The organism is Mesorhizobium xinjiangense, assembly GCF_009749525.1.
GTDB lineage: Bacteria > Pseudomonadota > Alphaproteobacteria > Rhizobiales > Rhizobiaceae > Mangrovimarina > Mangrovimarina xinjiangensis.
On sequence record NZ_WOAC01000027.1, the window covers coordinates 1 to 14,279 of the forward strand.

12 protein-coding genes and 3 pseudogenes are annotated in these 14,279 nt (G+C 61.8%); 12 read left to right on the forward strand and 3 right to left on the reverse strand.

The features are described 5' to 3' along the window. Positions 1–177: 177 nt before the first annotated feature. A pseudogene (locus tag GM909_RS22190) lies at positions 178–812 on the forward strand (IS630 family transposase); the annotation flags it as partial. 326 nt (positions 813–1,138) lie between these two features. Beyond that, positions 1,139–1,426 carry a helix-turn-helix transcriptional regulator gene (locus GM909_RS22200; protein WP_157019406.1) on the forward strand — a complete coding sequence of 96 codons (288 nt, stop codon included), beginning with the start codon at positions 1,139–1,141 and terminating at the stop codon, positions 1,424–1,426. A gap of 352 nt (positions 1,427–1,778) precedes the next feature. Here the strand turns inward: GM909_RS22200 and GM909_RS22205 are convergent, their stop codons facing one another. Next, entirely contained in the window at positions 1,779–2,372 is a 594-nt protein-coding gene (locus GM909_RS22205; RefSeq protein WP_157019407.1) for a PRC-barrel domain-containing protein, read from the reverse strand. 367 nt (positions 2,373–2,739) lie between these two features. Between GM909_RS22205 and GM909_RS22210 the strand changes: the two genes are divergently transcribed. Then, positions 2,740–2,919 carry a hypothetical protein gene (locus GM909_RS22210; RefSeq protein WP_157019408.1) on the forward strand — a complete coding sequence of 60 codons (180 nt, stop codon included), beginning with the start codon at positions 2,740–2,742 and terminating at the stop codon, positions 2,917–2,919. Positions 2,920–3,229: 310 nt separating this feature from the next. Here GM909_RS22210 and GM909_RS22215 read toward each other — a convergent pair whose 3' ends face one another. Next, positions 3,230–3,649 carry a PTS sugar transporter subunit IIA gene (locus tag GM909_RS22215; protein ID WP_198174355.1) on the reverse strand — a complete coding sequence of 140 codons (420 nt, stop codon included), beginning with the start codon at positions 3,647–3,649 and terminating at the stop codon, positions 3,230–3,232. 56 nt (positions 3,650–3,705) lie between these two features. On the opposite strand from GM909_RS22215, the gene GM909_RS22220 reads away from it, so the two are divergent. Further along, positions 3,706–4,326, forward strand: a complete 621-nt coding sequence (locus GM909_RS22220; protein ID WP_157019410.1) for a methyltransferase family protein — start codon at positions 3,706–3,708, stop codon at positions 4,324–4,326. Positions 4,327–4,573: 247 nt separating this feature from the next. Here the strand turns inward: GM909_RS22220 and GM909_RS22225 are convergent, their stop codons facing one another. Next, on the reverse strand, positions 4,574–5,149 hold the full coding sequence (locus GM909_RS22225; protein ID WP_157019411.1) for a hypothetical protein: 576 nt from the start codon (positions 5,147–5,149) through the stop codon (positions 4,574–4,576). A 169-nt stretch (positions 5,150–5,318) separates the two neighbouring features. Between GM909_RS22225 and GM909_RS22230 the strand changes: the two are divergent. The 8 genes and pseudogenes from GM909_RS22230 to GM909_RS22265 form a co-directional block, all read left to right on the forward strand. Further along, positions 5,319–6,281 (forward strand): annotated as a pseudogene (locus GM909_RS22230) (ISNCY family transposase); the annotation flags it as partial. A gap of 561 nt (positions 6,282–6,842) precedes the next feature. Next, a pseudogene (locus tag GM909_RS22235) lies at positions 6,843–6,947 on the forward strand (IS5/IS1182 family transposase); the annotation flags it as partial. A 145-nt stretch (positions 6,948–7,092) separates the two neighbouring features. Continuing rightward, positions 7,093–8,130 (forward strand): IS110 family RNA-guided transposase, encoded by a 1,038-nt coding sequence (locus GM909_RS22240; RefSeq protein ID WP_157019412.1) that lies wholly within the window; start codon positions 7,093–7,095, stop codon positions 8,128–8,130. Positions 8,131–8,638: 508 nt separating this feature from the next. Then, positions 8,639–10,300: an ABC transporter substrate-binding protein gene (locus GM909_RS22245; protein ID WP_157019413.1), complete on the forward strand. Its 1,662-nt coding sequence runs from the start codon at positions 8,639–8,641 to the stop codon at positions 10,298–10,300. A gap of 82 nt (positions 10,301–10,382) precedes the next feature. Then, positions 10,383–11,426, forward strand: coding sequence for an ABC transporter ATP-binding protein (locus GM909_RS22250; protein WP_157019414.1), 1,044 nt, complete (start codon positions 10,383–10,385; stop codon positions 11,424–11,426). Beyond that, positions 11,423–12,424 (forward strand): ABC transporter ATP-binding protein, encoded by a 1,002-nt coding sequence (locus GM909_RS22255; RefSeq protein WP_157019415.1) that lies wholly within the window; start codon positions 11,423–11,425, stop codon positions 12,422–12,424. Before GM909_RS22250 ends, GM909_RS22255 begins: the two co-directional genes overlap by 4 nt. A gap of 3 nt (positions 12,425–12,427) precedes the next feature. After that, positions 12,428–13,363, forward strand: coding sequence for an ABC transporter permease (locus GM909_RS22260; RefSeq protein WP_268890785.1), 936 nt, complete (start codon positions 12,428–12,430; stop codon positions 13,361–13,363). 2 nt (positions 13,364–13,365) lie between these two features. Continuing rightward, positions 13,366–14,277, forward strand: a complete 912-nt coding sequence (locus tag GM909_RS22265) for an ABC transporter permease (RefSeq protein ID WP_157019416.1) — start codon at positions 13,366–13,368, stop codon at positions 14,275–14,277. The last annotated feature ends 2 nt before the right edge of the window (positions 14,278–14,279 follow it).

The window sequence follows — 14,279 nt, forward strand, 5'->3', positions numbered from 1 at the left end:
CATCGCAAGGATCACGTAAAGACACGCCAGAAAACGCCCATCAAAGAAATGCCGGCAAAATTGGCGGCTTCTTCAGCAACCTGCTAGAGCGTTTTGAACGGAACCTGACTCGCTGATGGGGTTCCCGAGCGCTGCGAATTCTGATTCACGTCTACCTGTTGCGACACGGAGGCGAAGATGGCAGCAGCGTTGGGCGTTGACCTGCGGTGGCGGGTTGTTCGGGCGATGGAGGCGGAAGGTCTGTCGATCCGCGAGGCGGGGCGTCGGTTCTGTATTGGTGAGAGCACGGCGGGCCGCTGGCACCGGCTCTGGCGCGCCCGCGGCGATGTTGCTCCGGGGCGCAAAGGCAATCCAGGTCGCTCGCGCCTGGACAGTCATGCCGCTTTCCTTCTCGCGATGATCGAAGAAGGCGGCAAGGACATCACGCTGGCGGAGATGGCCGAGCGGTTGCAGGTCGAACATGGCGAGACGGTCGATCCGTCGACGATCCATAACTGGCTGAAAAAACGCGGCATCACGTTTAAAAATAGACGGGCCATGCAGCCGAACAGGCACGCGAAGATGTCGCCGCCGCCCGACAATCCTGGTTCGACGGCCAGCCCGATCTCGATCCCGAGAAGCTGATCTTCATAGACGAAACCGGGGCCTCCACGAAGATGGCACGTTTGCGCGGCCGCGCCCCAAGGGGCGAGCGCTGCTGTGCCAGTGTCCCCCATGGCCACTGGAAGACCACGACATTCACCGGCGCGCTGCGCCTGTCGGGCCTGACCGCTCCCATGGTGCTTGACGGGGCGATGAATGGAACTGCCTTCGACAAGATGGCACGGATCATCCGAGGGCCGTCTCGAATCGGCGCGTCATTGCACGCTATGATCGTTCCCATGAAGCTGATGCGCGCCGAAGATATTCCGGCCTTTATCCAAGATGTCATCGCCACAGGCTGCGACGTCTGCGCGATCGGACACACCATGTATGTGATCGGCGACACCGACCTTCCCGAGGCCGAATACAAGGTTGCCGAGCCAAAGCTGCGGCGCATATGCCAGGCATACGGCGAACGTGACCATCTCCTGCCGCAAATCGTTGCCTACCTGCGGTCGATCGGCCGCTATGTCGATTTCGATGAACGGGCGATGCATTGACAAACAACCACGAGGACATGGCCGACATCATCCGCGCCCGCGACATCAAGGCGAACGGCGGCGAGTCCATCCCTGCCGATGTTGTGAAGGCCATCATTGCCGGTGAGCATCCCGTGTGCGCGTTCCGCAAGCTGCGCGGCCTGACTATGCAGGAACTTGCCGACAAGGCGGGCGTCAGCCAGCCTGCGATTGCCGGCATCGAAAGCAGGCGCCGCAACGGCCGACACGACACAATGAAGGCGATCGCGGCGGCGCTTGGTGTCGGCCTAGACGACATCGTGTGAGGGTGCGCTAGGCGGCATCGGAAAGCGCGCCAAGGCGAGCGCACCGACATTGAACCTTCTGCAAATTTGCATAAGGTTAGCCAGGATAAAGCAGCCGAGATGCTCAACGTGTCACCGCGCACCGTCGCCACAGCATCCACCGTAATGCCACACCCGAATTGGTCGCCGCCGTCGATAACGGCAAGGTCAAGGTGAGCGCGGCTGACGGGCTGCCAATTGGAAGGGCAGCCCGGATGTCGTCGCACCGAAAGCCGCCCATCACCCACATACCGCGCGCTTAGCGGCGCTGGGCGAACCCCATACATGGTGTCACGCACGCTAGAGCGCAAGACGCACAAAGGCAGCCAACCGCTCACTGCGCCGGCATTGCAGGTTCATCAGTAGGCGTAGTTGACCCGGTCGTCGCCGGATCGGTCGCCTCTGCCTCCGCAGCCGCCTTTTCGGCTGCTACCGTCTCCTCGGCCTTCGAGATATCCTCGGCCGTAGCCGGTACAGGTTCGCTCACATCGGCATCGGCAGGCATCGGCACGAATGCGGTGCGATCGAAGTCGGGCAACGCTTTGAGCGCCTCCGCGTTTGTTTCGACTATCATGTAGCGATTGCCCTCGACCTCCAGCCAATTCACGAGATCATACTCGATGGCGACATCCTTCCGGCCAATCCCGAGGAAGCCGCCGACGCCGATCACGACGGCCTGCAACTCGCCTTCCGGTGAGATTACAATGTCACTAACCTTCCCGATGTTCTCAGCGCTCTCGCCGGGGCCGCTAAGCACCGACTTGCCGATGATATTGCTGGCCAGGTTGCCCTTGGCCTTCACGACCATGGGCACCTCAATAGGCTGCTGCGCGGTGGGATCGGTCGGTGTGGGATATGTTGTCTGCGCGATGGCGCCGGTCGCCATCAGTGCCGCGACGGCTGTTGCTGCGAAAAGTTTGCGGAACATAACAACACCTCCTTCGCTGTTGTCACGCGATGCCCCCCGGCCGCTTGCATCGCCGTGCAGACGACGCACAGACCCCCCGTAACGAATAAATGCGCTTCGCCGGGATTAGTTCCCGAAATTCCGACACACCTTTCACGGCGAGTCCGTCAAACAAATAGGAACGCAATGACCAAGACTACAAGAATTACAGCCAGTGCGATTATCCATGTTCGCATGTCCATGGCGTTTCCTCCCTGATGCTCGTTGCTAGGCTAATTTAGCACAGATACGGTATCGGCGCAGCTTGCGCGATGCCGTAGAGCCAAGTCCAATTGCGGCCGGCACCCGCCCATTGTATTCAGTGCGCCGAACGCACCAAGGATGAATCATGCGCCTGGTATTGACAGCAGCCGCGATCTCGATCTTTACGGCGCTGCCGCTGTTTGTAGGCCTGCTTTTGGGACGCGATATGGCGGGCGCTGGAGTCTTCTTCGCCGCAGGTCAAGTCGTTGCTGCCGCGATGTGTCTGCCGCACCTCGCCAAGGTGCTGCGCCGTCGTCGGAAATGAAAAAGCCCGCTCTCGCCAACGGGCTTTCTTGATTGTGCCACCGACCGGCGATGCGGCAATGGGTTTCGGCCCGACGGTGGCCTCCCGCACGGGCTGGTGTGAGTCCAGGGGTTGAAGCGCATTAGCGCCGTCTGTTCGAGCACCACCCGTGAAAGGGGAACAACGACCCCCAAAATGACATTCATTGGTCTGCTCTCAATGGTAGCTCAGTAGCAACAAGCAGTCACAGGACCATGGAACCTGCCTGACCAGCAAATACCCACAATAGAGACAGGAGCATGACCAAGGAACGATAAAGCATTATCTTTCGCTACTGGCGCACTCCTGGGGCATTGTCCAAAGCCGCCATCAGTTCCTCCGGGGATTCGGCCGAGCGGAAGGCGCGTGCTACTTTGTCTTTTCGTAATTCCTTGACGATGCTGGCGATCGTGGACAGGTCCTCAGACGTGCCATCCGGGGACAGGAACGCAATCACAATGTCGACGTCGATGCCGTCCGGAGAAGGAAAGCATCCGGGGTCTTGAAGCACCACCGCCGCTGCGGCCGGCGATTGTAGGCAGCCGGCTTTGCCGTGTGGCAGCGCAATCCCCTTGCCGATAGCGCTGGAACCCAGCTTCTCCCGCGCCAGGAGCGGTTTAGCGTATAGCGCAGGTGTTGCCGGGCCCTTTTGCGTGACAACTGCGACCAGGTGCGTCTCTGAAGATGATGGCGCTTGCCCGATGATTGCCAAAATGCCGACCGAGGGTGCGGCAATTATTACGCTGACCGCAATACGGGGGTTTCAGAATGAACAGTGAAACTGCAAACGCGATGTCTTCCTATCAGACATCGCGACGGATCGTGCTGGGTGCGATCATCGCACTGATCTGCCTTTTTCTGGTGTTCGGTGGCTCGCTGCAAAGCGAACTCATGCACGAGCGCATTGAAGCGCACGGTATCGCTCTGATCCTGATCGGGATTGGCGGACGGCTGTGGTCGACGCTCTATATTGGCGGCCGGAAATCGGCCGAGGTGGTGTCGACTGGCCCCTATTCGGTCATGCGCAACCCACTCTATTTCTTCTCGAGCATAGCGGCCATGGGCATCGGTGCACAGACCGGCAGCCTTGTCTACACGGTGATAATGCCGGTGTTGTGCGCCCTCGCCTTTCATTTCGTGACGCTGCGCGAAGAGCGCTATCTGAGGGCCACACTTGGCGCCCCTTATGAGGCCTATCTGGCGCGTGTGCCGCGCTTCTGTCCCAAACCGTGGCTCTTCAGAGACGATACCGAGGTTACCTTCAAGCCGCGCCTTCTCAACCGGACGCTGCTCGACGGCCTGGTCTTCCTCGTTTCGATACCATTCTTTGAACTGATAGAGGAAGGACAGGAGGTCGGCTGGATACCGGTGCTGTTCTGGGTCCATTGATCGGGCGCGGCCCGTTTTGCGCGCATCGACTTCGCTGGGTGATAGGTTACAAGGCCGAAAGGAATGGTGGTGAAGGGATGACAAGAAGCTTCGGGAGCCCGAGTTTCAAGGGCGCGGCAGGGATGCGGTGGAGCGGGCGACTGTGACAATGACCGGAACGGGGGCGCTAAGCTGCCGGTAGGAAACGTGCAAAGCAACTCATTCATCGGGCGACCAAAGGGCGGAGCCGGAGCTCCGCCCGAGCCGCTCAGCCAAGAGCGGCCATCTGCATTTCGGCTGCCTTGCGATCGACGGTCTGGCCGGGATTTTCGACGTGGCGTTCGAAGGGCTTCCAAGCTTCGCCGACGACCTCTTCGTAGGCGGCCACCACGCCTTCGGCGGCGCAGCGGAGTGCACGGGCCTGAATGCCCATGTCGGCAGCGAACTCGCGCTTGCGCTGGGTCGTGCTGTCGAAACCGACAGGACCGTCGCGGTCGTCGTTAGCGTTTCTGGCCGTGGCGTCGCGGGCTTCCGAGACCGCCCGGGAATAGAACTGACCGGCGCCGTGGGCTGAGCCGACATAGGAGCCGACGATCCGCTGGAGATGGATCTGCATGGCCCGTTCGCCGAGGCCCTCATTCAAGGAGTCGGCCGTGTCGATGATGATCTTTCGATGGAGATCGCGGATCCCGTCGCTGTCGATGACGGGGAGACCGAAGCTTTCGGAAATGAGCGATGCCTGGGCGCTGTCGGGACAGGCGAGGCGGACCATTTCGAGGGAAGCGCCCTTGCGGAGCTGGACGACCTTGCTGGATTGACGGCTGGAGCGAGCGGTTCTGGTCATGTGAGATTCCTTTCCTTCACGGTCTAGCTAGTGCCCGTCCATAAACGGTAAACTGCTGAAATTATTGTAGGAATCGCGATGTTTCCGCGAGTAAAGCCCGGCGGCTTCAGGTACACTTTAGATCAAGCTACTGATTCTAAAGGGAAACCCGTAACCGCCGGAGCCGACAATGCGCCAAGAACGCACCGTCCAGGCCAGCCTATTCGATCTTTTCGCCGAACACGAGATCGGTCGTGAACTGAAGGCGATGTCGCAATGGCTGGACGAGCACCGCGATCTCTTGAACCTGGTGGCGCGGGACCTGCGCCGCCACGGCGTCAAGGAGACCGGGCGGCAGGGCCTGCCGGCGGAGGCGGTGCTGCGCTGCGCGCTGCTCAAGCAGCATCGCCAGCTGAGCTACGAGGAACTGGCGTTCCATCTCGAAGACTCGGCCTCGTTCCGGGCCTTTGCCCGGCTGCCATGGGGATGGAGCCCGAAAAAGTCGGTCTTGCACAAGACAATCAGCGCAATCCGGGCGCAAACTTGGGAAGAGCTCAACAGGGTGCTGCTGGCCAGCGCCCGGCAGGATAAGCTGGAAAACGGCCAGGTTGTGCGTGTGGACAGCACCGTCACCGCCGCACTGATCCACGAGCCGAGCGACAGCAGCCTGTTGTGGGACTGCATGCGGGTGATGGTGCGCTTGTTGCAGCAGGCGGATGCACTGGGTGGCACTTTCCCATGGCACGATCACTGCCGCGCGGCGAAGAAGCGGTCCCGGACGATCGAATATGGCCGCGGCCGCCCCAAACGGGTCAAACTCTACCGCGAACTGCTCAAGATCACGCGCACAACCTTGAGCTATCTGCAGCAGGCGAGTGAACAGTTGCCCCTGGCGGCGGGTCCGGCCGGCGAACTGTGGCAGACCCAGGTCCGCCACTACCGGCCGCTGGTCGAGCAGATCATCGTCCAAACCGAACGGCGGGTCCTGACCGGCGAGTCGGTGCCCGCCGGCGAGAAGCTGGTCAGCCTGTTCGAGCCGCATGCCGACATCATCGTCAAGGGGAGCCGTGACGTCGACTACGGCCACAAACTCAATCTGACCACCGGCAGAAGCGGGCTGATCCTCGACCCGGGACCGCGCGCCCGTCATCCCGAGAGGCTGGACACACCGGCATCTTGCGGCCGAACACTGCTGTCCTCGCTTCTCTTCCTGACGATGGCGGTCGCACACGCCCGACGAGCGAGCTCGACAAGGCATCGATCGCGTCAGTTCCTTCGACATCTGCAGGTATCAGCCAACAGGCGCCTTGCGTGCGCGATCGGTGCCTGGACGGGCGGATCCGGGTCGTTGTTCCGCGCTTGGCTCTCGCGGGGTGTTCCATTCGGGAAACGGCGTTGCTCCTGGCATATAGTCGGCCGGAATCAAGACAGGCGCCATCGAGGCGGCGAGGTCCTCGCCGGCGACGGCCCAATCGACTATTGTGCCGACCGCCGGAACAGCCGGTGCACAACGGTCGAGGTGGTTCTCCAAAGCAGCCGCGACAGCCGAACGGGGACTGGCGGCTTGCGTATCGACGAGGATGTATACCGCGACGAGATAGGTGGTCATCGGTTGGGTCTCCGTGCTGGATAGTTGAAGCGTGGCGCGCGGATCGAGACGAGCACCGCGCGCTTCCAGGCATCGGCGCGTGTGAAGCGATGGCGATGCCGCGTGTGCCGAAGGCTGGCCAAGGACTTCGAACGAACCATCGCATCCGCCGAGGCCTGGGTCTTCATCGCAAATATGCGCCTGCTCACCCGCAGGCTCGCAAGGCCTTGAAAACACGACACTCATTTTGATTCAGATGGGGTATTCGGCTAGCGCCCCATCTTCGACAGCGATGCAGGGAGGTGCTGCGCTTCGAGCTGATGATAGAACGTGGTCTGTGAGCCACAGCCACAAGCATCAGGAAAGGAAGCGCAGCATGAAGCACTATATCGGCCTCGATGTTTCGGTGAAAGAGACCGCCGTTTGCATTGTCGATGACACTGGCAGGATCTGCCGGGAATTGAGAGTGGTCAGCCACCCGGACGATCTCCTCGCCGTTCTGAAGGATCCTGCCTTGAACATTGAACGGGTCGGCTTGGAGGCGGGGCCCTTATCGCAATGGCTTTTCGAGGGGCTGGCGAGCGCCGGGTTGCCGGTCATCTGCATCGAGACGCGCCATGTAAAAGCGTTCCTGAAGGCGCAGCCGAACAAGACGGATCGCAATGACGCACGCGGCATTGCGCAGATGATGCGGGTCAACCTGTATCGCCCGGTGCATGTGAAGACGCTCACGAGCCAGAAGCGGCGGGCACTCTTGACTGCCCGCAAGCTGCTGCAGGGGAAGGCGATCGCCATCGAGAACGACATCCGCGGTCTTCTACGCAATTTCGGCCTCAAGGTCGGTGTTGTGGGAACGGTGAAGTTCGAGGCGCGTATTCGCGATCTCGTCGCAGGCATGCCCGATCTCGAAGAGATCATGGCACCATTGCTTGCCGCTCGGCGGAAGCTGCGTGAGGAATTCTCTCACCTGCACCGAAAAGTATTGACGATCACCAAAGACGATAAAACCTGCAACCGCCTAACAACTATCCCCGGTGTCGGCCCCATCACTGCGCTGGCCTTCACCAGCACCATCGATATTCCGCAGCGGTTCAGGAACTCGAAGGCTGTTGGACCGATACTGGGGCTGACACCGAAGCTCAATGAGTCGGGAGAAAGCAAGCGTGTTGGATGTGTATCGCTGTGCGGTGACGCGATGATGCGAACGCTGCTTTATGAAGCCGCCCAAGTGTTGCTGACGCGCGTGACGAAATGGTCATGGCTGAAAGCCTGGGCGATGAACGTCGCCAAGCGGCGTGGCTTGCGTAAGGCAATCGTCGCACTCGCACGTCGCCTGGCGGTGATCATGCATCGCATGTGGCTGGATGGCACCGAATTCCGCTGGACGCGAGAAGCCTCAGCGGCCGCCGTTTGACTGAGAACGCCGCAAAGAAGGGAAACAAAGTTCCGCCAACCGGTGGAAACACGTCCTTCGCAGGACGATGGATGAGGTGAGTTCGCTTAGTGTCTTGTGCCGATCGCATCGTGCGGTCAGGACGCGATTCAGATTGGGCCACCTCATTCTCCTGGTCCCATGCTGGGAGGGCAAAACGCCGATCCCGAAGAGAAGCGAGGCCCTGCGGAAGACGCCAAAACTCCGGACACATTGAAAGCTCGAAAGCGCTTGACCTCAACACGCCGAATAGAGAAGACACTAAGATCGAATCGGGCATTCAGCAGGGTCGCCAATCGCCCTGCCGCAACTCACTGTAATATAATAACTTTTCGATTTCTTGCACAGTCATCCAAACTTCATCTCCCTGAAGCGCAATTGACATGTGCGCTCCTTAGACAGGTCTGCGCAACGATCTGGCGACGCAATAAGGACGTGGCGCTGCCCAATGATCGTCCCACAACGTCATCCGGAAAGAGGGGTTGGGTTCATGAATCTGTCCAAGAGGCATATCTCACATCTGTTCGCCGCCGCGCTCGCGGTCTCCACATTGCTCTCCTCTCCCTTGCATGTGCACGCGCAGGAGCGTCCCAACATCACGGTCGCGGTGCAGCAGGTCGTCAACGCCGGCGCACTCGACGTATTGCGTGAACAGTCCAATGTGGGCGCCCGCGTCTTCTACTCGATCTTCGAAACACTGATCGACTACGAGCGCCAGGAGCCGAACCTGCCGATGAAGCCCGGCCTTGCGACGGAATGGAAGCGCATTGACGACAAGACAGTGGAACTGAAGTTGCGCGAAGGCGTGAAGTTCCACAATGGCGACGTGATGACGGCCGACGACGTGGTTTTCACCTTCTCGCCCGAGCGTTTCGGCACACTGCCGGAACAGGTAGCCGCGCAAAACGAAGGCAAGGAACTGTTCACGACCTCGGTCTCCAGCATTGAGGGCAAGGTTCCGCCGCCAGAGGTCGCTGCCGTGGCCGCCCGCGCCTGGCCGAACCTCGACCGCGTCGAAAAAGTCGACGATATGACGGTGCGCTTCATCTCCAAGGTGCCCGACCCGACCCTGGAAGGACGCATCTCGCGCTACGGCGCGGAAATCCTCAGCGAACGGGGTTACCGCGAAGCCGAGACCTGGTACGATTTCGCACGCAAGCCAGTCGGCACGGGCCCCTACAAGGTGAAGGAATTCAAGCCCGACAACGTGCTGGTGCTGGAGGCCCACGACGACTACTGGGGCGGCGAGCCGCCGATCAAGGAGCTACGCTTCGTCGTCGTCCCCGAGATCGCCAGCCGCGTCAACGGCCTGCTTTCGGGCGAATACGACTTTATCACCGATCTGCCGCCGGATCAGATCGAGACGGTCGACAGCCAGGACGCCTTCGAGGTCGTCGGCGGTCCGATCACCAATCATCGCCTTCTGGTCTTTGACAAGAACAACGGCCCGATGCGCGATCCGCGGATCCGTCAGGCCATGACCCACGCGATCGACCGCCAGGCCATCGTCGATGCGCTGTGGGGCGGCCGCACACGCGTGCCGGCCGGGCTGCAATGGGAGTATTATGCTGACATGTTCCTGTCCGACTGGACGGTGCCGGAATACGATCCGGAGAAGGCGCGTGCCCTGGTTGATGAAGCGGACTACAATGGCGAGCCGATCACCTTCCGCGTTCTCAACAACTACTACACCAACCAGGTGACCAACGCGCAGCTCCTGGCCGAATCCTTCCGGCAGGTCGGGCTCAATGTCGAGCTCGACATGAGGGAGAATTGGCAGCAGATCTTCGACACTGACAGCGGGCCGCGCATGGTGCGCGATTGGTCGAACTCCGCCCCCTTCCCCGATCCGGTCGCCTCCATTGTCAACCAGCACTGCCAGAACGGCCAGCAGCAACAGGTCGGCGAATGGACCAATGAGGAGTTCAACAAGCTCTGCATCAAGCTGGAGACGTCAACGGACCTTCAGGTTCGCCGCGACACCTTCCGCCGCATGCTCGAGATCGCCGAGCGTGAAGACCCCGCCTATACCGTGCTGCACCAGAACGCCATTTTCTACGGCAAGCGCACGGATATCGACTGGGACTGGTCGGGCCTGCAATCGATGGACTTCCGCACCGGAAACTTCTCCATCGAGGCGGCGTCCAACTAGATACGCGATCTGGGGGCGTCCCCTCGGACGCCCCTCATCTCTTTCAGGGCAGGATTTTGCCGCAACCAACGAGGATTCCCGCATGAGCGTGGCCTCCGAACCGCTCCTTGCCATTCGCGACCTGACCGTCGAGTTCGATCAGGGTGACCACTTCGTGCAGGCGTTGCATGGCGTGGATATCGTCATCGAGCGCGGCCAGTCGGTTGGCATTGTCGGAGAGTCCGGCTGCGGCAAGTCGATAACCTGGCTTGCCGTGCTCGGGTTGCTTGGTAGCCGGGCGCGATGTGCCGGCTCCGTAAAGCTGGACGGAGAGCAGATCCTCAACCGGCCGGACCGCGAGCTTACCCGCATTCGCGGCTCGCGCATCGCCATGATCTTCCAGGACCCGGCGAGTTCGCTCAACCCTGTGCACCGTATCGGCCGCCAGATCGGCGAGGTGTTGATGCTTCATCGCGGGTTGACCGGACGGGCCGCCCGCGCCGAAGCGCATCGGCTTCTCGACCGGGTCGGCATATCCAATGCCCTGCAGCGGCTCGACGAATATCCGCACGAGCTTTCGGGCGGCATGAACCAGCGCGCGATGATTGCCATGGCGCTCGCCGGCGAACCGGATCTTCTGATCGCCGACGAGCCGACCACGGCGCTCGATGCCACCATCCAGGCGCAGATCCTCGATCTGCTGCACGAATTGCGTTGCGAGAACGACATGGGACTGGTGCTCGTCTCACACGATCTCGGCGTGGTCGCCGACATGGCCGAGCGCGTAGCGGTGATGTATTGCGGACGCGTGATCGAGGAGAGCCCGGGGGACCGGCTGTTCGATGCGCCGCGACATCCCTATACGCGTGGCCTGATGGCTGCCCTACCCGATATCGACGGGCCGAAACGGCGGCTGAAATCCATTGCGGGTACCGTCCCACCGCCCCGCCATCTGCCGCCTGGTTGCGCCTTCGGGCCGCGCTGCGCCCACGCCACGCCGGAATGTGCCACCCACAGGCCGGATTTGCGGCCGGCCGGGGCGCCGCGCCATCGCGCGGCCTGCCTGCACACCGATCTGATCGCCGACAGCCTCGACACCGGGCTTGCGGTTCCGGAAGCGGCGGATGCCGAATGGGAGACGGCGTGATGGCTCTTCTTCGCGTCCGCGAGCTGAAGCGCCACTATGATGTGCGCCTTCCCGGCGGCCTGATGGGCCGGCGTGCAAAACTCAAGGCAGTGGACGGCATCAGTTTCGACGTCGAAAAAGGCAAGACGCTTGGCCTTGTCGGGGAATCGGGCTGCGGTAAATCCACCACCGCCAAGCTGGTGCTCGGCCTGATCCCGGCCAATGCCGGCAGCATCACCTTCGACGGCAAGCCGGTGACAGCCAGCCATGATGCAGCCTGGCGCGCCATGCGCCGGCGCATGCAGATGATCTACCAGGATCCGCTTGGCGCTCTCGACCGCCGCCTGCCGATCGCCGACCAGATCGGCGAACCCCTGGTTATTCACGAGCCAGGGTTGGCTGCCTCGTACCGTCGCGAGCGGGTCGCCGAGCTCATGGCCGCCGTCGGCCTGCGCCGCGACCAGGCCGGCAGCTATCCTCACGAGCTTTCCGGCGGTCAGCGCCAGCGTGTCATCATCGCCCGCGCCCTTGCGCTCAGCCCGGATTTTCTCGTCTGCGACGAACCGGTCTCCGCCCTCGACGTGTCGATCCAGGCGCAGGTTCTGAACCTGCTTGAGGATCTCAGGGCGAAGAACGGCTTCGCCTCGCTGTTCATCAGCCATGACCTGAAGGTGGTGCGACAGATGTCGAATCGCGTTGCCGTCATGTATCTCGGGCTGATCGTCGAGGAAGGCCCTCCGGAGGCGATTTTTCACGATCCGATGCACCCCTATACGCGTGCGCTGGTCTCCGCCATTCCGACACCGGCGCGGCGTGGCCGTCGCGAGCGGATCGTTCTCCAGGGAGATCCGCCCAATCCGGTCGACAAGCCGGCCGGTTGCCCGTTCCATCCCCGTTGTCCTTCGGCGATGGACATATGCCGCACAACGCCGCCGAAATTGATCGGGCACGGACCGCGCAGGGTTGCCTGCCATTTGCATGACGATGCGCCCGAAACACGACTGATCGCCGCGGAGTAAGCCTTGCTCGCCTATGTCCTCAACCGTATGGGCCGCGCCCTCGTCACCATCGTCATCATCGTTTCGCTGGCCTTCGTCATCCTGCGCCTTTCGGGCGATCCGGCCATCACCATCCTCGGCCCGGAGGCGCCGCCGCAGGCGGTCGAGGCCTTTCGCAAGGCTTGGGGCCTCGATCAGCCCATCTGGGTGCAATATCTGAAATATTTCAGCGCCGTGTTCCAGGGCGATCTGGGCAATTCCATGCGCGACGGGCGCTCGGCACTCGCCGTCGTGTGGGAACGTGTGCCGCTGACGCTGGCCATCACCGTGCCTGCGCTTCTCATCAACATCTTGATCGGCCTGCCTGCCGGCGTGCTCGCGGCGCTCTTGCGCAACACCGCCTTCGATCGGCTGATCATGACTGTCTCGGTGATCGGCTTCACCGTGCCCAGCTTCGTCATGGGCCTGACGCTGGCGCTTGTCTTCGCCGTCTCGTTCAGGCTCCTACCCTCGGGCGGTTCCGGCACGATCGCCCACGCGGTGCTGCCGGTGGTAACGATGGGAATTATCGGCGCGGCGGTCATTGCCCGCTTCACGCGGTCGGCCATGCTGGAGGTCCTTGGGCAGCCCTATATCCGCACCGCCTCAGCTAAGGGCGCCGCGTGGTCGCGCGTCATCATGCGTCATGCACTCGCCAACGCCGCCATCCCCACGATGACGATCATCGGCTTCATGGTGGGCTCGCTGGTGGCCGGTGCCGTCGTCGTTGAAAGCGTGTTCTCCTGGCCGGGCGTCGGGCGACTACTGGTCACCGCCGTCGCCAATCGGGACCTCGCCGTGGTGCAGGTCATACTGCTGTTCATCGGCTTCACCATGGTGACGGCCAACCTCGCCGTCGACCTCCTCTATGGCTGGGTCGATCCGCGCTTGCGTACGAAAGCAGACAGAGCGGGAACCTGACCATGAGCGTCGAAACCTTCCCTGACGAGGAGCCGCGGCACGGCTCTGGCGGCAGCGTCCACAACGCCAAGAGCCGGCTCAAGGTCTTCTTCGAAGCCCGGCCGCCGACCGTTCTTCTGGCGCTGGCCTGGATCGGGCTCATGCTGATCGTGGTGGCTTTCGCCCCGCTGCTTGCGCCATACGACTATCTGGCCATCAGCCTGTCCGACCGTCTCGCGCCGCCCGTCTTTCTCGACGGCGGCTGGGTGCATCCCCTCGGCACCGACGAACTGGGCCGCGACGTGCTCTCACGCCTCCTGATGTCGATCCGCATCTCCATCGTCATCGCCTTCCTGTCGACGCTGATCGCCGCAACGCTCGGTGTCTCCCTCGGCTTCTTCGCCGCCTATTTCCGCGGCCGGGCGGAGCAGGTGATTTTGATGATGATCGACGCACAGGCAGCCATGCCCTTCATGATCATTGCGCTCGCCGTGCTCGCTTTCTTCGGCAATTCGCTCGTCCTCTTTACCGTGCTGATGGGCTTCTACGGCTGGGAACGCATCGCCCGCATCGCCCGCGGCCTGGCGCTTTCGGCGAACGAGCAAGGCTATGCTACTGCCGTGCGCGATCTCGGCGCCTCGCCCTGGCGCATTTATGGCCGGCACATCCTGCCCAACATTGCTTCGACGCTGATCGTCTCGATGACGCTGAATTTCCCCGAAGTCATCCTCCTGGAATCGGGTCTCTCCTTCCTCGGTCTCGGCGTTCAGCCGCCGCTTTCCTCTCTGGGCAACATGGTGGGCTACGGCCGCGACTACATCCAGTCGGCGCCCTGGATCATGCTTGCCCCCAGCCTCGTCATCGTTCTCACCACGCTTGCCATCTCGATCATCGGAGACTGGCTACGCGATCTCTTCGACCCGACACTGCGATGAAA